Raw genomic sequence first — 20,186 nt, 5'->3', positions numbered from 1 at the left:
GATGCTGAAGATAGGCACACAATCCGAATGGATCGACCGCGCCAATGCAGTTCTACCCGCCGGAGGGTTTGGCAATTTCGATCCTGGCATCATCATTGCCCGCGGCGAAGGCAGCCGTGTCTGGGATGAGGACGGCAATGAATATATCGACTATCTGATCGGGTCGGGGCCCATGCTGTTGGGTCATGGCCACCCCGAGGTGATGGAGGCCGTACTGGAGCAATTGCCCAAAGGCATGACCTTCTTTGCCAACAACGCCAAAGGCATTGAGCTGGCCGAGGCGATCATCGATGCGGTGCCTTGTTGCGAACAGGTGCGGTTTGTCGCCTCGGGCGGAGAGGCGGACATGTATGCGATCCGTCTGGCCCGCGCCTATACGGGGCGCAGCAAGATTCTGAAATTCGAAGGCGGCTATCACGGCATGAGCGCCGAGGCGCAGATGAGTCTTGCGCCCAGCCGGCAGGTCAACTTTCCGCAAGCCGTGCCAGACAGTGCCGGTATCCCTGACAGCGTGGCCGAACAGGTGTTGGTTGCCCCTTTTAATGACCTTGAGGCGGTGGCCGCCCTGTTGGACGAAAACAATGACGTCGCTGCGATCATGGTTGAGCCGTTGCAACGGATCGTGCCGCCTGAACCCGGTTACCTGCAGGGCTTGCGCGATCTGTGCGACAAGCACCACGTTCTTCTGATCTTTGACGAGATCGTCACCGGGTTCCGCCTGGCCTATGGCGGCGCGCAAGAAAAATACGGCGTGACGCCCGATATCTGCACTTTGGGCAAAGCTACAGGCGGCGGCTTCCCTCTGGCCGCGCTGGGTGCCAGCGCCGAGATTATGAAGCATTTCAACAAGGCGCAGGTCGGCGAAGAAGGCTGGCTGATGCAGTTGGGCACCTTGTCTGGCAATCCGGTGGCTTCGGTTGCAGGTTTGAAAACCCTCGAGGTTTTGCGGCGCGACGGGGTTTATGACCAGCTGCGCGCAACTGGGGTGGTATTGCAGCAGATGCAGGTCGACGCGCTGACCAAGTCGGGTATTTCGCATCAGGTCGTCGGAGATGAAACGCTGTTCGATATCTATTTCACCGATAGGGCCTGTCGCGATTACCGCAGCGCCAGACATGACGATCCACAACGAAATACCCTCTACAACGATACGTTGCGCGCAAATGGGATCTTCAAATCTCCGGGCAAGCTGTATCCGTCATTGGCCGTGACCGAAGCCGATCTGGAACAGACCCGGGCGGCTGTTGAAAAAGCTGTACAGGCGATCAGTGCAGCCTGAACGATTGATCTGAAATGAAATGGGCCGCTGTCAAAATATGACAGCGGCCCTAACCGATTAGTGATTTGGTGCAGTCTCGCCCCCTCGAATACCACTTAAGCGAATATACTGAAAAAACTTTCGACTTTATCGAGATCGCCCCTTCACCACATCGGTATGACACCTTGATGCCAGATCGGAATGCAATCTACAGTGAAGTAATTCACATTACTCAAATTTTTCTCAACTTCTCCAATCGAAGAAGCCCGGACCTGCTTGTTTCAACAGTGTTTGTGCCATGACGCGGCCCATCTCGGGGCCGTCGGAAATCGTGCCCGTTTGGTCTTCGGCAATCGCCTCGGACCCATCGGGGCGCAGCACTTCGCCGCGCAGGCGCAGTTGTCCGCCTTGCACTTCGGCAAGACCCGCGATGGGGGTTTCGCAGGACCCGTCTAGGGCCGCCAGCAGGGCGCGTTCAGCGGCCAGGCGCTGACCCGTCTCGGTATGGTGGATCGCTTCGAGCATACCCGCTGCACGGGAATCGTCGCTACGACGCTCGATACCGATGGTGCCCTGTGCAATTGCGGGCAGCATGTCCTCGGGGGCGATGGCCGTGGCGGGAACCTCGGCCATGTTCAAGCGGCGGATGCCTGCCATGGCCAGAAAGGTGCAGTCCGCCACGCCGTCGGCCAGCTTCTTCAGGCGGGTCTGCACATTGCCGCGAAACTCGACCACATTCAGATCAGGCCGTCGGTTCAGCAATTGCGCCCTGCGGCGGAGCGATGAGGTGCCGACCACGGCACCCTGCGGCAGATCGTGGATCGAGGTCAGGCTGGGTGAGATGAAGGCGTCGCGCACATCTTCGCGCGGCAAGAACGTGTCCAGCACTAGACCTGTGGGCTGTTCCACCGGCATGTCCTTGGTGGAATGCACTGCGATGTCGATATCGCTGCGCAGCATCGCCTCTTCAATTTCTTTGGTGAACAGGCCCTTGTTGCCGATCTCTTTCAGCGGGCGGTCCGCGTCGATCATGGCGCGGTTGTCGCCGGTGGTCTTGATCACCACGATCTCGAACGCCTCGTCCGGCAAGTCAAATGCAGTGCCCAGCCGTTGCCGGGTTTCGTATGCTTGCGCCAGCGCCAGAGGCGAACCACGGGTGCCAATCTTCAGCGGTGAGTCGGGGGAAGGCATGGTCAGTGTCATGCGCCAAGCTTTAGTCGCGTCACATTGCCCTGACAATGGGGGCACACCTTGACAAATTGCCACTGAGGGCCGACCCGTTGCGACAAACCAGACGATTGGGGGCAAAGATGGCCGAGACAAAGAAACTGCTGCGGGCACTGGCGGGTGAGGTGCAGGATGTACCGCCGATCTGGATGATGCGTCAGGCCGGGCGGTATCTGCCCGAGTATCGCGCAACCCGCGCGCAGGCTGGGGATTTTCTGTCGCTATGCTATAACCCTGAACTGGCGGCCGAGGTGACGTTGCAGCCGATCCGCCGCTATGGGTTCGACGCAGCGATCCTGTTTGCCGATATCCTGCTGGTACCGCAGGCGCTGGGCGCGGATTTGTGGTTTGTCACCGGAGAAGGCCCGCGTCTGTCGACCATAACGCAAGCTTCGGAATTCGATGCGCTGAAACCGGTCGAGGATATCCATGAAACGCTGTCGCCGGTTTATGAGACGGTGCGCATCCTGTCGCGCGAATTGCCGTCCGAGACCACTCTGATTGGTTTCGCGGGCGCGCCCTGGACCGTTGCGACATATATGATTGCCGGGCGCGGCACCCCGGATCAGGGGCCCGCGCATGCGCTGCGCGAGGAAAACACCGTCCTGTTCGAGGCACTGTTGGAGCGTGTTACGCTGGCGACCATCGAATACCTCTCGGCGCAGATCGAGGCCGGGGCTGAAGTGGTCAAGATCTTTGACAGCTGGGCCGGGTCACTGAAAGGGGATGCGTTCCGGAAATATGCGCTTGAGCCTTGTCGTGTGATCACGCAGGCCATTAAGGAACGCCACCCCGATATCCCGGTGATTGGTTTCCCGCGAGAGGCCGGGGATGGCTATATCGGATTTGCCAAGGCAACGGGTGTGGACTGTGTCGCGCTGGACAATTCAGTTTCGCCTGAATGGGGGGCCAAGCATGTGCAGGTGGATGGCTGTGTTCAGGGCAATCTGGCCTCGTCCCATATGGTGTCCGGAGGGCAGGCTTTGGTGGATGAGACGCGCCGGATTGTCGAGGCGTTCTCAAAAGGGCCACATATTTTCAATCTGGGTCACGGGATCACGCCGGATGCTGACCCTGCGAATGTGCAGCTGATGATCGATACAGTTCGCGGGCGGTAGTCGGGAAGGGGGCCAGCCCCCTTCTTGGACTGTGGCCAATTCATCCCCCGAGGTATTTTTAGCCAGATGAAGAGGCGGATCGGCGAAGAGTTTCGAGCTCCGCCCGAATTTCCACACTGTGTTCGCCACGGGCCGGGCTTGGTTTCGGGGCCCACGCATGGTTGGAAAATCTCGGGGCGGCGGCGGCCTGGAGATCACCGTTGATACGCAGCCATGTGTTGCGGGCGGTGTTCATCTCATGGGCCTGTGCTTCGGTCGGGCTGAGAACCGGGGCGACACAGGCATCTGTTCCTGCGAACAGATTTGCCCAATGGTCGCGTGGCTTTGCGGCGAATATGGCGGCAAGGCTGCGGGTTTGCGCGGGCCAGAGTGACGGGTCGAACTGGGGCTCGAATATCTTGTCGTCGGACAGGCCCATCTTTTGCAGGAAAAGCGCATAGAATTTGGGTTCGAGGCATTGGACCGTCACGAACCCGCCGTCGGCACAGGCGTAGGTGCGGCTCCAATGGGGGCCGTCCAGCAGGCTTTGACCGCGTGCGTCAGACAGGTTGCCGGATTGGTTCAGACTCATAAGCAAGTTCATCATATGTGCCGAGCCATCATAAATGGCGGCGTCGACGATGGTGCCTTGGCCCGTGCTCTGCGCGTTCAGAAGCCCGGCCAGAAGGCCAGCGACCAGATACATCGCTCCTCCGCCGATATCACCGACCAGTGTGGCGGGGGTCTGCGGCGGTTGATCGGGGGGTGATCCGTACCAGAGCGCGCCGGACAGGGCGATATAGTTCAGGTCATGTCCGGCCGTGTCCGACAAGGGGCTGTCCTGACCCCAGCCTGTCATCCGGCCGTAGACCAGCTTGGGGTTCATTTCGTGACAGGGTTCGGGACCAAGGCCGAGTTTCTCCATCACTCCGGGGCGAAACCCTTCGATCAGCGCATCAGCCGAGGCGATCAGCCGTTTGGTAACTTCCAGATCGCTCTCGTCCTTCAGGTTCAGATCAACCGACCGTTTTCCGCGATCCAGAACCGAGCGTTCCGGCATGCCAGGTGTTGCCGCCCGTACCTTGCGGTGGATGGTGATGACATCCGCGCCCATATCCGCCAGCAGCATGGCGGCAAAGGGGGCAGGGCCGAGCCCTTCGATCTCGATAATCCGAATACCGTTCAGCATTGCGCCTCTCCGTTTCGGCGCAGGGTTTCGACTTGTCCGGTGAATTGCAAGGCCGGAGTTACGTGCAATGGCGCCTTTCCGAACCGCAAAAAAGCGCAGGGCGGTGTGCGGAATTGACCTGTTCTGTGTCGGGCGGGCGAGGTAGGGTCGCCGCCAGAACGAGGAACCTGCATGACAACCATTCTTTCGATCAAGGATCTGCGCAAATCCTACGCCGGAGGGTTTGAGGCGCTGAAGGGCGTCTCGCTGGATATCGAGCAGGGGGAGATCCTGGCGCTGCTGGGCCCGAACGGGGCGGGTAAGACGACGCTGATTTCGACCATTTGCGGCATCACCACACCGACCTCGGGTTCGGTTGCGGTAGGCGGTCACGATATCCTGACCGATTTTCGTGCCGCACGCCGGATGATCGGGTTGGTGCCGCAAGAGATCGCGTTGGAACCGTTTGAGAAGGTCTGGAACACGGTCCGCCTGTCGCGTGGTCTGTTCGGGTTAGGCCGCAATGATGCGCGGATCGAAGAAATTTTGCGCAAGCTGTCCCTGTGGGACAAACGCAAGAACGCGATCAAAGAACTGTCCGGCGGTATGAAGCGTCGCGTGCTGATCGCCAAGGCACTGTCGCATGAGCCGCGGGTGCTGTTTCTGGATGAACCCACCGCCGGCGTTGATGTCGAACTGCGCAAGGATATGTGGGAGATCGTGGCCGAACTGAAACAGGCCGGCGTCACCATCATCCTGACCACGCATTACATCGAAGAGGCCGAGGCCATTGCTGACCGTATCGGCGTCATCGACAAAGGCGAGCTGTTACTTGTGCAGGACAAACACACGCTGATGGCGCAGATGGGCAAGAAGCAGATCGAGGTGATGCTGACTGAGCCGATCCAGACCATTCCCGACAGTCTGGCGGTGCATAACCTGACGATGAATGGTAACGGTGATGCGCTGATCTATACCTATGACACGCATGCTGATCGTACAGGGATCACCACGTTGTTGAATGATGTGGCGCAGGCGGGGCTGGTGTTGCGTGATGTGCAGACGCGGCAGTCGAGCCTTGAGGAAATTTTTGTCAATCTGGTGTCCGGAGAGCCCGCATGAACTGGTCCGCCATTGCCGCCATCTACCGGTTCGAAATGGCCCGGTTCTTCCGCACCCTGGCGCAAAGCTTTCTGTCGCCGGTCCTGTCGACTTCGCTGTATTTCGTGGTCTTTGGCACCGCCATCGGCAGCCGTATTCAAGAGATCGAAGGCGTGTCCTACGGTGCCTTCATCGTGCCGGGGCTGATCATGCTGTCGGTGGTGATGCTGGCAATATCCAATGCGTCTTTCGGCATCTATTTCCCCAAGTTTCTGGGCACGATATATGAACTTCTCTCGGCGCCGGTGAATTTTATCGAGATTGTAATCGGCTATGTCGGGGCAGCCGCGACCAAGGCACTTTTCGTTGGGTTGGTCATCCTGGTTACGGCCTCTTTCTTTGTGGATTTGCGCATCGAACACCCGATTGCGATGGCTGCATTTCTGATCCTGACCTGCCTCAGCTTTTCTCTGTTGGGGTTCATCATCGGTATCTGGGCCAGTAATTTCGAGCAGATGTCGCTGGTGCCGCAGCTTGTCGTGACGCCGCTGATCTTTCTGGGTGGCACGTTCTATTCCATTTCGATGCTGCCGCCGCTTTGGCAGACGGTCACCTTGTTCAACCCGGTGGTCTATCTGATTTCGGGGTTTCGCTGGTCGTTTTATGGGCTGGCGGATGTTCCGATCGGGCTTAGCCTGTTGGCCATTCTGGCCTTTACCGGCCTGTGCCTTGGCATCATCTGGTGGATCTTTAAAACCGGTTGGCGCATTCGTAGCTAAGCCACAGAGAGGCGTTGCATTTTTGCCCTCTGGCCTCAGGAAATGTGTTCACGTCACGTCTATCGGTAAATCGGTCCCTTGTTTACCGGTTGGGGGCACTCTACATCGGCACCCATGAAACTCAGCCTGCCGTTTATTAAAAAGCAACCCTGCGTGGCCGTTGTGCGCCTGTCCGGTGCAATCGGAATGGCCGGTCGTGGATCGATGTCCGACACTGCGCTGGCACCCGTATTTGAGAAAGCCTTTCGCAAGGGCAAACCTGCCGCCGTCGCGCTTGAGGTCAACTCGCCCGGTGGATCGCCGGTCCAAAGCTCTCTGATCGGCGCGCGTATTCGACGGTTATCTGAGGAACTGAACGTTCCTGTCATTGCTTTTGTCGAAGACGTGGCAGCCTCGGGCGGATATTGGCTTGCGGCGGCTGCGGATGAGATTTACGCCGATGACAGCTCGGTTCTGGGGTCGATTGGGGTGATCTCTTCGGGTTTCGGCGCGCATGTCCTTTTGCGAAAACAGGGTATCGAACGCCGTGTGCACACCGCAGGAAAATCGAAATCCATGCTCGACCCGTTTGCACCCGAGAAAAAAGAAGACGTCGCCCGGCTGGAAGTGCTGTTGGCTGACATTCACGAAAATTTCATCACCCATGTCAAAACCCGGCGCGGCGGCAAGCTGGATGAAAGTCAGGACCTGTTCACGGGCGAGGTCTGGCTGGCCCGGCGCGCGCAGGAACTGGGGCTGATTGATGGCATCGCGCATCTGAAGCCCAAGTTGCAGGAACGCTTTGGCGAAAAGGTCAAGTTCCGCCGCTATGGGCTGCGCAAACCTCTCTGGTCGCGCTTTGGGGCTTCGCTGGCACAGGATGCCGTTGCCGGCCTTGAGGAGCGTGCAGCCTACGCGCGTTTCGGTTTGTGACGTGATTATCAAGATTGTCACCCTGTTTCTGATCGCCATGGGTGTGCTGGCGATGTTCGGAAAGCTGCGCTTTCCAGGGCAAAAGAGGCTGCAATCGTCAAGGTGTCCGCGCTGCGGGCGGTTCAGGATCGGCAAAGGCCCCTGCGCCTGCGAAAAAGGAGGCCGGACATGACGGCATGGCTGTTATCCGGTCTTGGATTGCTGATCTTGCTGCTGGCGGGTGATGCGCTGGTACGCGGTGCGGTGAACCTAAGCCTGCGCATGGGTGTGCCTGCATTGATCGTCAGCCTGACCATCGTAGCCTTTGGCACATCCGCGCCCGAGCTTTTGATTGCGATCAGCGCGATCAAGGAGAACGCGCCGGGGATTGCGCTGGGCAACGTGGTCGGGTCGAACACGGCAAATATCTTGCTGGTTCTGGGCCTGCCTGCTTTGCTGGCCACGTTGCACACCAGCGAATGCGACAGTCGCAAGAACTATGTTTTCATGCTGCTCGCTTCGGTTCTGTTCATCGGGCTGGCGTTCTGTGGCGTGTTCAACATGTTCAGCGGGGCCATTCTGCTGGCTGCGCTGGCTCTTGTTCTGTGGAATGCGTTCCGCGAGGCCTATGCGCATCGCAAGGCCTGTGGTGAGGCTTGTGCCGACGATGATGAGTTGGAAGGTCTGGAAGAGGCTGATCCCAACATGGCCTATTGGAAGGTTTCGATCTACCTGGTGTTGGGCCTGATCGGTCTGCCCATGGGCGCGCATCTTCTTGTCGACAACGCGACCGTCATTGCGCGCACCTATGGGGTCAGCGAAACGGTGATCGGCCTCACACTGGTTGCCGTGGGAACATCCCTGCCGGAATTGGCCACCACGGTGATGGCGGCGCTGCGGCGTCAGGCGGATGTGGCGCTGGGCAATGTGATCGGGTCAAACATGTTCAACCTGCTGGCCATTGTCGGGATTGCCACGTTGGTTGGCCCTATTCCCGTAGACCCGGAATTCCTTGAATTTGACTTGTGGGTCATGTTGGGCGCGTCGCTGTTGCTGATCCCGTTCGTGTTTTTCAAGCGGGACATCACGCGCGCCTGGGGCATTGTGTTGACTCTGCTCTACGCGGTCTATGTCATCGTTTTGTTGGCGTGACGTGACAAAGAGGGACCCTGCATGACCCGAGCCGTAGTGACTGGTGCCGGAATTCGCCTTGGCCGGGCCATGGCGCTGTATCTGGCGAGTCGCGGCTATGATGTGGCCGTACACTATGCCACCTCTGAACAACCCGCGCTGGAGACCGTGGCTGAGGTTCAGGCGCTGGGGCGCAAGGCGGTCGCCTTGCAGGCCGATCTACTGGATGAGGCACAAGTCAGCGCCCTGCTGCCCCGCGCGGCCAAGGCGCTGGGCGGACCGATCACCTGTCTGGTCAACAATGCCTCGATCTTTGAATACGACAATATCCACACGGCCACGCGACAAAGCTGGGATCGTCACATGGACAGCAACCTGCGTGCGCCTTTTGTGTTGACGCAGGCGATGGCCGAGCAAGGGCTGACGCCCGACACGGACGACGCCGGAGAGCCCTTGGCCACCGGATTGATCGTCAACATGGTCGACATGCGCGTGCGCAAGCTGACCCCCGAGTTCATGTCCTACACCATTGCAAAGATGGGCCTGTGGGCGCTGACCCGTACCGCTGCGCAGGCGTTGACTCCAGCGATCCGCGTCAACGCCATCGGGCCGGGCCCCACCATGCAGGGCCATCGCCAGAGCGAAGACCACTTCAAGGCACAGCGCGCCAACACGGTTCTCGAGCGGGGCGCGAACCCGTCGGATATCACCGCCGCGCTGGGCTATTTTTTGGACGCGCATGCGGTGACTGGACAGCTGTTATGCGTGGATGGCGGACAACATCTGGGCTGGCAGACACCGGATGTCCTGGGCGTAGAATAAGTAATTCTGCCGTAAGTTTTGCACCGCTCGCGTTCCTGTTACCTGCACGTTACAAAAATGTCTTTTTTTTCATACACTTGTCATGTGTATGAAATAGTTTCGTTTAAAAACAATAAGTTAAAATGCTGCCTAATTTTTGTGCAGATCAGGGAATCCTTAATGAAACAAGGGAAATTCGCGACGCCCGGAAACTTATCTCCACAGTTATCCACAGAAACCGTGGATTTGTTTTCTCTTGATCTGAAGGGCACAAGATTGCAGCCATGGTCAGAGAATCATATCTCAGGCCCATGACCATCCAAGACGACCCAACATCGAACGCTCAGCCCACCGGCTATGCCATCATTCAGCGCTATGTAAAAACGCTGGACAGCTCACCCGGTGTGTATCGGATGCTGGATGGTGACAGCCGGGTTTTGTATGTTGGAAAGGCGCGAAACCTGAAGGCGCGGGTGTCGAATTATGCGCGGCCCGGCCATTCTGGACGGATCGAACGGATGATCGCGGCGACCGCCTCGATGATGTTCCTGACCACGCGGACCGAAACCGAGGCGCTGCTGCTGGAACAGAACCTGATCAAGCAGCTCAAGCCCAAGTACAACGTGCTGCTGCGGGACGACAAAAGTTTCCCGAATATTCTGGTGGCCAAAGACCACTCCTTTCCGCAGATCAAGAAACATCGTGGGGCAAAGAAGGAAAAGGGCGCCTATTTCGGACCCTTTGCAAATGCCGGGGCGGTGAACCGGACACTGAACCAGCTGCAAAAGGCATTCCTGCTGCGCAATTGTTCGGATTCCATGTTCGATAGCCGCACACGACCCTGTCTGTTGTATCAGATCAAGCGATGTTCAGGGCCTTGTGTCGGGTTGATCTCCGAGGAGGATTACCGCGAAAGCGTCAAGGATGCGGAACGCTTCCTGTCGGGCCGGTCGACCAAGGTGCAAGAGGAACTGGCCGAGCAGATGATGACCGCCTCCGAGGCGATGGAGTTCGAGCGTGCCGCCAGCCTGCGTGACCGTATCCGGGCGCTGACACAGGTGCAGACGTCTCAAGGCATCAACCCGCGCGGTGTGGCCGAAGCGGATGTGATCGGCCTGTATATGGACAGCGGTCAAGCCTGCGTTCAGGTGTTTTTCATCCGGGCCAACCAGAACTGGGGCAACAAGGATTTCTATCCTCGTGTAGGGCCGGACGTGTCCCCGGCCGAGGTGATGGAGGCGTTCCTTGGTCAGTTCTACGACAACAAGGAACCGCCCCGGCAGCTGATCCTGTCGGATGCCATCGAAAACGCCGATCTGATGCAAGAAGCGCTGACTGAGAAAGCCGGGCGCAAGGTGGAGATCCTGGTGCCGCAACGCGGCGAAAAGCAGGAACTGGTCGCCGGTGCCCTGCGCAATGCGCGTGAGTCGCTGGCCCGCCGCATGTCGGAAAGCGCCACGCAGGCCAAGCTGCTGCGCGGTGTGGCCGAGGCGTTTGATCTTGATACCCCGCCGGGCCGGATCGAAGTGTATGACAACAGCCACATACAAGGCACCAATGCTGTGGGCGGCATGATCGTGGCCGGCCCCGAAGGGTTCATGAAAAACGCCTATCGCAAGTTCAACATTCGCGGCGATGATCTGACCCCCGGCGACGATTTTGGCATGATGAAAGAGGTTCTGAATCGCCGCTTCACCCGCCTGCAAAAAGAGGACCCGGATCGCGAAAAGGGGCTGTGGCCCGATCTGCTGCTGATAGACGGCGGTGCAGGGCAGGTCAGTGCCGTGCATGAGATTATGCAAACCCACGGCGTCGAGGATATCCCGATGGTGGGTGTCGCCAAAGGTGTCGACCGGGATCACGGCAAGGAAGAATTCCATCGCATCGGCGAACACCCCTTTGCCCTGAAACGCAACGATCCGGTGCTGTACTTCATTCAGCGCTTGCGGGACGAGGCCCACAGGTTCGCCATTGGCACCCACCGGGCAAAGCGCGCCAAAGCCGTGGGGGCGACCCCGTTGGACGAAATCCCCGGCGTGGGCGCGGCACGCAAGCGCGCTTTGTTGGCTCATTTCGGCAGTGCCAAGGCGGTCAGCCGGGCCAACTTGGCCGATCTCAAGGCGGTGGAAGGTATCTCAGCCGGGTTGGCGCAGAAGGTTTATGACTTCTTCCACGACAAGGGCTAGATCTGCCGCCCGCGCCACAGGATATAAAGCCCCGAGGCCACGATCAGCCCGCTACCGATCCACATGGTCTGATCCAGCCTTTCGCCAAACATAACTACGCCCAGGCCGACGCCGAACAGCAGGCGGGAATAGCGGAACGGCGTGACGGCCGAAACCTCTCCCGTCCGCATGGCTTTCATCAGCGATGCGTAGGCGGCGGTTCCCATCAGGACGGCTCCGCCGACATGCAGGCTGGTGTGCAGGTCCACAGCTGCCATTGGCACGCCTTCCCAGAACCAATAGGCCAGCCCGGCGACGATGATGCAGAGAAAGCCGTAAAACCCCAGCACCTCGGTTCCCAGTGTGGCCGGTGCTGCCCGGCTGGCCAGATCGCGCCCGGCAAAACCCAGCATCCCCAGCACGGCCAGAATGGATAGGGCCGTGAAACTGTCTCCGGTTGGTTGGATGATCACCACCACGCCGATCAGGCCAATCAGGATGGCGCTCCACCGTCGCCAGCCGACCGTTTCGCCAAAGAACAGCGCCGCACCTGCCACCACGACCAGAGGCGTGGCCTGCAAGATTACCGTGGCCGCCGACAACGGCGTCAGAGTGATCGCCAGCACATAGAACAGCCGCCCGAGAATTTCGAACAGCACGCGCACTTTCATCGGTCGCGACAGCACATCGGGGTGAAACAATCGTGTTCCGCGCACGATCGCGACAATCGCAAAAACCACTGTTCCGCCCGCGCCGAACAACAACAGAATCTGCCATATAGGTAACGTGGCCGAGGCCCCCTTGAGCAGCGCGTCCTCTAACGCGAACAGCGCCATGGCCGAGATCATCCAGACGCTGCCGGTCAGATTTGATCGGGGATCGGTTTGAATATGTGTTGTCATTGCTCTGCCACGTAGAAACCGCGCCAATCTGACCGTAAAGGGATCGCGCGCCAAGGGGGTATCTGGCTGAGAGTTCCAGCTTGCGACCCTTTGACCAACCGTGCCGCAACTGCCTGTGATCGGGTCCGTTTTTTGCGGTGCCGTCTTTTATGTCTGCAACCAGCGATGTAATGTCCAAACCATGAAGTGGAACCTGCCCAATATCCTGACCGTGCTACGCCTTATTGCAGCCCCCGGTCTGGCCGTGATGTTTCTGTATTTTACCCGACCCTATGCGGACTGGTTCGCGCTGATCCTGTTTTTAACAGCGGCGATCACCGACTGGTTCGACGGCTATCTGGCCCGCGCGTGGAAACAAGAAACCAAGATCGGGGCTATGTTGGACCCGATTGCCGACAAGGCGATGGTGGTGATCGCGCTGATGATCCTTGTGGGCTATTCAGCCGAACATTGGACGCCGTGGCTGGTGCTGCCCGCCACCGTGATCTTGTTCCGCGAAGTGTTCGTGTCAGGCCTGCGCGAATATCTGGGCGACACGGCCGGAACGCTGAAGGTGACGAAGCTGGCGAAATGGAAAACCACGGCACAGATGGTGGCGATTGCGGTGCTGTTTTCGCAGGGTATCTTTGAGCATAATTTCGTGATGGGCTCTTTCGGGATGAACCCGGAATTGATTGATCAGGCTCTGACTGGGCAGATTGAGGACGTGAACCACCTGCGCTGGCATCTAGAGGGGATGTTCTGGTCGGGCCGCGTTGGGCTGTGGCTGTTGTGGATTGCCGCGACGCTGACATTGATCACCGGCTATGACTACCTACGTAAAGCCATGCCCCATCTGAAGGAGAGCTAAGCGATGGACGTGCTGTATTTCGCCTGGGTTCGCGAACGGATCGGTCTGCCGAAAGAGCGGGTCGAGACCGAAGCCGCGACGGTTTCCGATCTGGTTGCCGAACTCAGCGCGCGCGAGGACCGCTATGCCGCAGCTTTCGCAGACCTGTCCGCGCTGCGGGTGGCGCTGGATCAGGAACTGTCGGACTTTGACGCTTCGCTGACCGGCGTGCGCGAAGTGGCGTTTTTCCCGCCCATGACAGGCGGTTAAGATGCGCATTGCGGTTCAGGAAGAAGAGTTCGATCTGGGAGCCGAGGCCAACGTCTTTGCCGCCGGTGACGACGCCAACGGGGCGATTGTGACCTTCACCGGTGTTGTGCGCGATCTGGCCTCGGGCGATCTGGATGTGATGGAGATCGAGCATTACCCCGGCATGACTGAACGGGCCCTTACCAAGATTGCCGAAGAAGCGCAGCAGCGCTGGTCTTTAGGCGATGTGCTGGTGATCCACCGTCACGGACGGCTGGCACCGGGGGACCGGATCATGATGGTCGCCACGGCCGCGCGGCACCGTAAGGATGCGTTTGAGGCGGCGGAGTACCTGATGGATTATCTGAAATCCCGCGCACCGTTCTGGAAGAAGGAAATCACCAATTCCGGCGCGCAATGGGTCGACGCCAAGGACGAAGACGAAGACGCGCTGAACCGCTGGTAGTGAGTGGTTCCGGCATCCGTCTGTCGGATGCCGGTCTTTGGCATGCCGGTTTAGCTGCTCTGTTCTGTGTTGCAGGTCCGCGCGGCCTCAATAGCTTTGAGAGTACCGTCGAGGCTTACGGTAAATCCGGTTTCTTTTTCTGGGAAGACGGTCATCTCGTATTTCTTCATGACGTCTTCGACGAATTGTGGATTATTCGCCAGAATATATCCCCCGGTGTACCCGTCCGCGAGGTGCTTTGTCTTCTTGCGCGCTTCGGCTGAATACACGTTGCCATCCAACGACAATATGATTTCTTCCTTTTTGCCTTTCAGACCAATGTCGTTTTGGGTGAAGACACCGAGATATCCCATTTCCTGATCTTTGGTCAGGCCCATTTGAACGACGTTGCTATTCTCATCGACGCGTTCGATCAGGCAGGATCCACGGGTTTCATCTACATAGATGGTCCAGCCGGACTCTTCGCCCCATTTGGTAAAGGTGTCATTCTCTGACGGGATCGCGTCGCTTGAGGCAAGTGCAGCGGTCGTGGAGAAAACCCCAAGGATTGCGGCGGTCTTCAAAGTTGTATTGAAAAGCATAGTACACTCCAGTTTCTTGGATCGTGAACAGTTCAATGTGCAGGCAAAATGCACCAATTCATATTATTGAATTTATTGCCAAAATGAAGATTGTACGCTGTCGTCGGCTAAATCTCGCCGATAAACGCGGGTAATCAAAAGTGGTTACCCAAACCGTTTCGATCAATCCGCGTTGTTGATGCGGCCGCGCATCTCCTCGGCCTCTTGTCGGGCGGCCCGCAGACCGTCCATGGCGGCGGCCAGTTCAGCCTCGGCCTGGGTCAGTTGATTGGTCAGCTCAGCCTCGCGCTGTTGCAGGTAGGTGATCGCCTGATCGCGGGTTTCTTCGGCCTCGTGCAGCTCTTGGCTCATGCGGTCCAGATCGGCCACGTCACTTTGGCGCACGCGTGACAGGCGATGGGCCAGCCAGTTGGCGAACCAGCCCATGCAAAAGGCCGAGAACAGGATAATGGCGGTGGCTATGATGAATTCGATTCTGTTCAACTTACTGGTCCCCTGCATCCGCGTCTGAGGCGGTATTGTCCGTCTGTTCGCCCTCGATCATTTCCGCCTCGATCGCGTCCAGCCCGGTTTCCGGGTTCTCAATCGGTTCGGGCCGGATCAGGCGGAACTCGATCCGGCGGTTTTCTTCGCGGCCTTCTTCGGTGTCGTTATCGGCAATGGGCTGTGATTCCCCGTATCCCATGGCAGTGAAACTGGCGGTGGGCACCCGGCGCGCGCGCAGTTCGTTCAGGATCGATTGCGCCCTCGATTGGCTAAGCTGTTGGTTCATCTCTTCCCGGCCCTGACTGTCGGTGTGGCCCTGAATCTCAAGCCTGATGGGGCCGCATTCGCGCAAGATGTCAGCAATCTGGTTCACCGTATCGCGCGAGTCGGTGGCAACAGTGGCCGAGCCGGGTTCAAAGGCGATCTTGGTGCCCGCCTGAACCTCGGCGATGCGTTCCTCGCAAACTTCGGGATCAGGCAGTTTGTCGGCGGGTTCGGGGGGTTCCTGATGGGTGATCGACAGGGTGAATTCCTGTGCATCGCCCAGCTTCTCGGACAACAGACCCGCGATCTGCGCCTTTGTGTCGGGGTCATGGCTGACACCGGACAACTCAAGATCATCCGGCGTCACCGTCAAAGCACCGTTATGCAGTTGGGCCAGCGCCTCAAGCCCGGTCAGAATGCGCACGGGCCAGCCCGTCGGCAGCCCTTCGGGCGCAATGCGGGTTGCGGTGTGGACCTGTTCCGACCCAAAGGCAGCGCGGGCATAGCTGTCGACCATGTCGCGCTGGGTGTCGTCGCCTAGCCGTCCGCGTATCTGCACCAACCCCTCGGGGCTGCGTGTGGCAGTGAATTCGGGAGGGCCGGACACGGCATCGGTTTCCGGGGGCGGTAGGATCGCGTGCAGGGCAAAGACCGGAGGCAGCGCATTTTCAAGCTCGCCCACCACACGATCAAAGGTCCCGGCATCGATGCCCTGCGCCGCTGCCAGCGTGATATCCGCATCCGACATCGTAACCGATCCGCCACCCAGATCCGCCAGCGCCTGAATGCTCAGCGTGGCGGCGTCAGACCAACGTGGCGAGGGTACGCCCAATCCGATGGTGCAGGAGTAGGTGGCGCTCAGACCGGCCTCTTTCGCTGCGGCAATGATGGCATCGCGGGCTTTTTCGTCTTGCGCCGAACAGGCGTCGAACTGGCCGCCATTTTCGTCGATCAAAAACCGCAACGTAAAAGGCGTGATCACCGGGCGCGGGGCCGAGATCGCCAGGCCGATCCGCAGGCTGGGCGGCGCGGCACGGGTAAGGCTTTGTTCCAGCCGTTCCTTTTCCTGCTGGCTGTCGGCAATTGCGGTGATCTTGACCAGACCCGGGCTGGCTGAGATCTTGGCGCGGGGTAGGCTGGTCAGCGACTCGACGGCATAGGTGATCGCGGCGTCCCAGCCTTTTGGCTTGGGGTAATCGGCGGTTTCCATCAGGTCTGACACTTGGCTGCCATCGCTCAGATCACGCAGCCGCTCCACCAGTGCCTCGCGGTCCTGACTGGCTGGGATCAGGCCGATCACAGAAATCCCGCTGTCGTTGCGCAAAATCTCAGCGGAAAACCGGGGGGCGGCCAGTTGCGAGGTCGGCGCCACATTCATCTCGTCGATCACACGCGAGGTATCGACCTCGGTCCCGGCTGCGGTCAGGGCGTTAAAGCGGGTGGCCTCATCCGTGGCAGTGCCCGTTAGCACAACGCGCAATCCGTCGGAATACACCTCGGCCCAATCGTGCCCCTTCAGGTCCAGCGCACGGCGCACGGCAAATTCAGAGGACTCTTCGACCTTGGTCACCGCAAAGCTGGCCGCCAACAGGCAAAGGCCAGCCGACACGAGGAAGATAAAGGCTACGGCAAAGATATAGGGCAAACGCATGTGCGGGTTAACGACTCCTCAGGCGAATGTGCGAACTCTTACCTAGCCCTGCGCCAAGGTGCAATCAGAGCAACAGTGCGACGCAGAGGAAGATCAGCGGAATAAGGCCGGTGTCCCGATTGGCGCGGAACAATTGCAGCAGCTTCGCGTTATCCTCAAGATCCAACCCGCGCAATTGCCAAGCCATGTGCCAGCCCATCGCCCATGGCCCGGCCAAGGCCACGGCCAAAGACATGATTGAGGCTTGTGCCAGCGCCCCGTCGATAATGGCTAGACCCATCAGGAAAACCGTCGCCACCAGAAAGTACTTCAGCCAGCGCCCTGTATCGGTGCCAAATAGCCGGGCGGTGGATTTGATGCCAATCAGCTCATCATCTTCTGCGTCCTGATGGGCATAGATCGTGTCATAGAACAGCGTCCATGCGATACCTGCCAAGTACAATATGATTGCAGGCGCACTGACCGTGCCCGTATGCGCGGCCCAGGCCAACAGGATGCCCCAGTTGAAGGCAAGCCCCAGAAACACCTGCGGCCACCATGTGAACCGTTTGGCAAAGGGATAGATCGTCACCGGCAGTAGCGACAGCACGCCCATGGCGATGGCGGCCTGGTTGAAGGTCAGCAGAATCCCCAGCGCCAGCAGGCATTGTAGGCCCATCCAGATCACCGCCTGCCGCACACTGACCTGACCGGATGGAATCGGGCGCGAGCGTGTGCGCTCCACCTGCCTGTCGAACTCGCGGTCGGTGATGTCGTTCCACGTACAGCCTGCTCCGCGCATCAGGAATGCGCCAAGGGCGCAGCCGATGGCGATCCACAGATCCTCCCACCTGGGATTGCCGTCGCTAAGGATCGCCAGCGCCAGACCCCACCAGCACGGAATCAGCAGCAACCACGTACCGATGGGCCGGTCCGCGCGGCTGAGGCGCAGATAGGGGCGGGTGAATTCAGGCGCGTGGGTGTCGACCCAGTTGCCGGATACGGCATCGGCGACCTGACCGTCTGGTGTTGGGGCGTTGCCTTGCATATGTAAGGCCTCATGAGTGCAAAGATCAGACTGTATGTAGAGCACCCTCTGGGTCAGGGGCAATCCGTTGATTTGACGCGCGAGCAGGCCCATTACCTGTTCGGTGTCATGCGCCTGGCTGTGGGCGGCCACGTGGCCCTGTTCAATGGCCGGGACGGAGAGTGGTTGGCCGATGTTGCCGAAGCGGGAAAGCGCGGTGGCGTTCTGACCTGTGTGGAACAGACCAAGCCGCTGCAAATGCCGCCCGATCTGTGGTTCCTGTTCGCGCCGATCAAAAAGGCGCGCACTGATTTCATCGTTGAAAAGGCGGCGGAAATGGGTGCGGCTCGGATCCTGCCCGTGCAGACCGAGTTCACCAATTCCGAACGTATCCGACAGGACCGCCTGCAAGCCCACGCGGTTGAGGCCGCCGAGCAATGTGGAGGCACCTTCGTGCCCGAGGTCGCTGATCTACAACGGCTTGACCGTGTTCTGGATGCATGGCCCGATGGCCGTCTGCTGATGTTTTGTAACGAGGCCGAGGTCGGCTCGGCGCTGCGATTGGCAGCAAACAAAAAAGGACAGCCTTGGGCCATACTGATCGGCCCCGAGGGTGGTTTTTCAGACCGAGAACGCGCCCGGCTAACGGGCTTGCCCTTTACCCATGTGGTCAGTCTGGGCCCACGCATCCTGCGCGCCGATACTGCGGCGGTTGCTGCACTGACCATGTGGCAACAGGCGCTGGGCGATTGGTCGTGAGGCCCCCGCCACGTCTTCATGTGTTGACGGCGACGCGTTCTAACCGGGCGGTTGTGCTTCGACGTGGACCATCCGATCAAGTCGCCGTCCTTTTGTGGAACCGACGCAGCAACCAGATTCAACTTGGTCAATGGCTGAAGGCCCGTGTCCATGAGTTCAGGTGCGATATATCACCAGATGGCCGCCATCTGGTTTACTTTGCTTGCCGAAATGGGCGCTGCTGGACAGCAGTGTCGCGGGTACCTTGGATCAAAGCCCTGGCCTTTTGGCCGCAATCAGACAGTTGGCATGGTGGCGGTGCTTTCACGGATGACGGGCAGTTGTGGCTGAATGGATCAGCGCCGCCCAAAGTTTTGCCAGATGGCCTTTCCCCGGCGGCTACGGATGCCTTTCCTCACGCAACAGACGGCTTTTACATGGGCAATCTTGTTTGGCGTCGGCTTGAACAGCGCGGGTGGAATCATCTGCGTGGCAGCGGATATGACGCCGAATTACAGCTTGATCTGGTCGCCAATTGGAAACTGAATCAGTCCTTTGTTTTGGGAGCAGGGAACCGCTCGCTTATTTCGTCGCGGTTTGCTTTGGAATCCACAGCGGATCAGTCGCAAACGGCGCTATATGGATGGGAATGGGCGGATCGACATGGATCCAGCGTGCAATGGGCAGAGGCAGGGGCATTGTGGCAGGCACATATTTCCGGAAACGGAACCCTTGAAGATCGGCGATTGCTTTACGATTTCACGAGTATGGAATTCGAAGCACTATCAGCGCCATACGAAGGCGTAAACACAGGAGCAGACCGTTGAGTTTCATCCGACCCGAAGCCAAACTGACCCTATGGCGCTGGCGCGAAGTGCTGGTGGCGGGGGCTGTCCTGCTGGTGGGGCTCAGCTGGATCAGCGGCCCCGGTGGGTTGCTGGGATGGCTCGGCTGGGTGCTGGTTCTGGTCTCAGTCGCGCTTGCGGTCATCGGCATTCAGCGTGCCCGCTTCCGCACCGGGGCCGGTGGACCGGGCGTAGTAACCATTGACGAAGGCCAGATCACTTATCTGGGCCCGTTGGACGGCGGCATAGTCGCTGCGCGTGAAATTGAGCGTCTGGCGCTGGACCCGACGTCGTCGCCTGCGCATTGGGTGCTGGAACAACCGGGTCAGCCGGTGCTTCACATTCCTGTGAATGCCGAAGGGGCCGAGGCGCTGTTCGATGTCTTCTCGGCGCTGCCGGGGCTGAAAACCGAACAAATGCTGGCGGAACTGAACAGTGGCACGGCACATCAGGTGGTGATCTGGGAACGTACACCCTCGCGTCCGGCGCATCTCAGGCTGCATTGACACTGGCGCGGTTTCCGACCACGAAAGACCGAACGACAGACACAT

The 20,186-nt window shown here is 59.2% G+C and carries 21 protein-coding genes; 14 read left to right on the top strand and 7 right to left on the bottom strand.

The window, feature by feature from the left end; all coding sequences use genetic code 11:
- Position 1 precedes the first annotated feature (1 nt).
- On the top strand, positions 2-1,279 hold the full coding sequence (locus ACR0JB_RS12665) for an aspartate aminotransferase family protein (protein ID WP_170506957.1): 1,278 nt from the start codon (positions 2-4) through the stop codon (positions 1,277-1,279).
- Between the two features lie 222 nt (positions 1,280-1,501).
- Here the strand turns inward: ACR0JB_RS12665 and hemC are convergent, their stop codons facing one another.
- The gene (gene hemC, locus ACR0JB_RS12660) at positions 1,502-2,461 is read right to left on the bottom strand and encodes a hydroxymethylbilane synthase (protein WP_170397039.1); all 960 of its coding nucleotides are present in this window, start codon (positions 2,459-2,461) and stop codon (positions 1,502-1,504) included.
- A gap of 107 nt (positions 2,462-2,568) precedes the next feature.
- On the opposite strand from hemC, the gene hemE reads away from it, so the two are divergent.
- On the top strand, positions 2,569-3,603 hold the full coding sequence (hemE, locus tag ACR0JB_RS12655; protein ID WP_170397041.1) for a uroporphyrinogen decarboxylase: 1,035 nt from the start codon (positions 2,569-2,571) through the stop codon (positions 3,601-3,603).
- Positions 3,604-3,661: 58 nt separating this feature from the next.
- Here the strand turns inward: hemE and ACR0JB_RS12650 are convergent, their stop codons facing one another.
- Complete coding sequence (locus ACR0JB_RS12650; RefSeq protein ID WP_170397044.1) at positions 3,662-4,771, bottom strand: CaiB/BaiF CoA transferase family protein; 1,110 nt, start codon at positions 4,769-4,771, stop codon at positions 3,662-3,664.
- A gap of 171 nt (positions 4,772-4,942) precedes the next feature.
- On the opposite strand from ACR0JB_RS12650, the gene ACR0JB_RS12645 reads away from it, so the two are divergent.
- The 6 genes from ACR0JB_RS12645 to uvrC all read left to right on the top strand — a co-directional run bounded on the left by ACR0JB_RS12645 (position 4,943) and on the right by uvrC (position 11,639).
- Entirely contained in the window at positions 4,943-5,872 is a 930-nt protein-coding gene (locus ACR0JB_RS12645) for an ABC transporter ATP-binding protein (protein ID WP_170350745.1), read from the top strand.
- The gene (locus tag ACR0JB_RS12640) at positions 5,869-6,630 is read left to right on the top strand and encodes an ABC transporter permease (RefSeq protein ID WP_170377866.1); all 762 of its coding nucleotides are present in this window, start codon (positions 5,869-5,871) and stop codon (positions 6,628-6,630) included. The genes ACR0JB_RS12645 and ACR0JB_RS12640 overlap by 4 nt, the downstream gene beginning before the upstream one ends.
- A gap of 114 nt (positions 6,631-6,744) precedes the next feature.
- Complete coding sequence (locus ACR0JB_RS12635) at positions 6,745-7,542, top strand: S49 family peptidase (RefSeq protein ID WP_170397046.1); 798 nt, start codon at positions 6,745-6,747, stop codon at positions 7,540-7,542.
- A gap of 168 nt (positions 7,543-7,710) precedes the next feature.
- Complete coding sequence (locus ACR0JB_RS12630; protein WP_170397048.1) at positions 7,711-8,673, top strand: calcium/sodium antiporter; 963 nt, start codon at positions 7,711-7,713, stop codon at positions 8,671-8,673.
- Positions 8,674-8,694: 21 nt separating this feature from the next.
- Entirely contained in the window at positions 8,695-9,474 is a 780-nt protein-coding gene (locus tag ACR0JB_RS12625) for an SDR family oxidoreductase (RefSeq protein ID WP_170397050.1), read from the top strand.
- 290 nt (positions 9,475-9,764) lie between these two features.
- A complete protein-coding gene (uvrC, locus tag ACR0JB_RS12620) occupies positions 9,765-11,639 on the top strand; it encodes an excinuclease ABC subunit UvrC (protein ID WP_170397052.1) in 1,875 nt (624 codons plus the stop codon).
- On the opposite strand, the gene ACR0JB_RS12615 is transcribed toward uvrC, so the two are convergent.
- Positions 11,636-12,520: a DMT family transporter gene (locus ACR0JB_RS12615; protein WP_480789962.1), complete on the bottom strand. Its 885-nt coding sequence runs from the start codon at positions 12,518-12,520 to the stop codon at positions 11,636-11,638. The two genes, uvrC and ACR0JB_RS12615, sit on opposite strands and share 4 nt — an antisense overlap.
- A 181-nt stretch (positions 12,521-12,701) precedes the next feature.
- On the opposite strand from ACR0JB_RS12615, the gene pgsA reads away from it, so the two are divergent.
- Genes pgsA through ACR0JB_RS12600 form a run of 3 tightly spaced genes read left to right on the top strand, consistent with a single transcriptional unit; the run spans position 12,702 to position 14,064 of the window.
- The gene (gene pgsA / locus ACR0JB_RS12610; protein ID WP_170350739.1) at positions 12,702-13,370 is read left to right on the top strand and encodes a CDP-diacylglycerol--glycerol-3-phosphate 3-phosphatidyltransferase; all 669 of its coding nucleotides are present in this window, start codon (positions 12,702-12,704) and stop codon (positions 13,368-13,370) included.
- 3 nt (positions 13,371-13,373) lie between these two features.
- Positions 13,374-13,619, top strand: coding sequence for a molybdopterin converting factor subunit 1 (moaD, locus tag ACR0JB_RS12605; protein WP_170397056.1), 246 nt, complete (start codon positions 13,374-13,376; stop codon positions 13,617-13,619).
- Position 13,620: 1 nt separating this feature from the next.
- Complete coding sequence (locus ACR0JB_RS12600) at positions 13,621-14,064, top strand: molybdenum cofactor biosynthesis protein MoaE (RefSeq protein WP_170397058.1); 444 nt, start codon at positions 13,621-13,623, stop codon at positions 14,062-14,064.
- Between the two features lie 50 nt (positions 14,065-14,114).
- Here ACR0JB_RS12600 and ACR0JB_RS12595 read toward each other — a convergent pair whose 3' ends face one another.
- The 4 genes from ACR0JB_RS12595 to ubiA all read right to left on the bottom strand — a co-directional run bounded on the left by ACR0JB_RS12595 (position 14,115) and on the right by ubiA (position 18,073).
- On the bottom strand, positions 14,115-14,645 hold the full coding sequence (locus ACR0JB_RS12595; RefSeq protein ID WP_170397060.1) for a hypothetical protein: 531 nt from the start codon (positions 14,643-14,645) through the stop codon (positions 14,115-14,117).
- Positions 14,646-14,807: 162 nt separating this feature from the next.
- Positions 14,808-15,128 carry a hypothetical protein gene (locus tag ACR0JB_RS12590; protein WP_170361262.1) on the bottom strand — a complete coding sequence of 107 codons (321 nt, stop codon included), beginning with the start codon at positions 15,126-15,128 and terminating at the stop codon, positions 14,808-14,810.
- Position 15,129: 1 nt separating this feature from the next.
- Positions 15,130-17,046, bottom strand: coding sequence for an OmpA family protein (locus tag ACR0JB_RS12585; RefSeq protein ID WP_170506945.1), 1,917 nt, complete (start codon positions 17,044-17,046; stop codon positions 15,130-15,132).
- A 64-nt stretch (positions 17,047-17,110) separates the two neighbouring features.
- On the bottom strand, positions 17,111-18,073 hold the full coding sequence (gene ubiA / locus ACR0JB_RS12580; protein WP_170506942.1) for a 4-hydroxybenzoate octaprenyltransferase: 963 nt from the start codon (positions 18,071-18,073) through the stop codon (positions 17,111-17,113).
- Between the two features lie 12 nt (positions 18,074-18,085).
- Between ubiA and ACR0JB_RS12575 the strand changes: the two genes are divergently transcribed.
- From ACR0JB_RS12575 to ACR0JB_RS12565, 3 genes are all read left to right on the top strand, one after another.
- Positions 18,086-18,811: a 16S rRNA (uracil(1498)-N(3))-methyltransferase gene (locus ACR0JB_RS12575; protein ID WP_170506940.1), complete on the top strand. Its 726-nt coding sequence runs from the start codon at positions 18,086-18,088 to the stop codon at positions 18,809-18,811.
- 230 nt (positions 18,812-19,041) lie between these two features.
- Entirely contained in the window at positions 19,042-19,617 is a 576-nt protein-coding gene (locus ACR0JB_RS12570; RefSeq protein WP_170397068.1) for a hypothetical protein, read from the top strand.
- Positions 19,614-20,141: a hypothetical protein gene (locus ACR0JB_RS12565; RefSeq protein WP_170397070.1), complete on the top strand. Its 528-nt coding sequence runs from the start codon at positions 19,614-19,616 to the stop codon at positions 20,139-20,141. The genes ACR0JB_RS12570 and ACR0JB_RS12565 overlap by 4 nt, the downstream gene beginning before the upstream one ends.
- Positions 20,142-20,186 lie beyond the last annotated feature (45 nt).

It is taken from the genome of Ruegeria sp. BI7 (assembly GCF_056537925.1).
The sequence above is the reverse complement of the archived record's forward strand: the minus strand, read 5'-3'. Positions and strand labels throughout refer to the sequence as shown.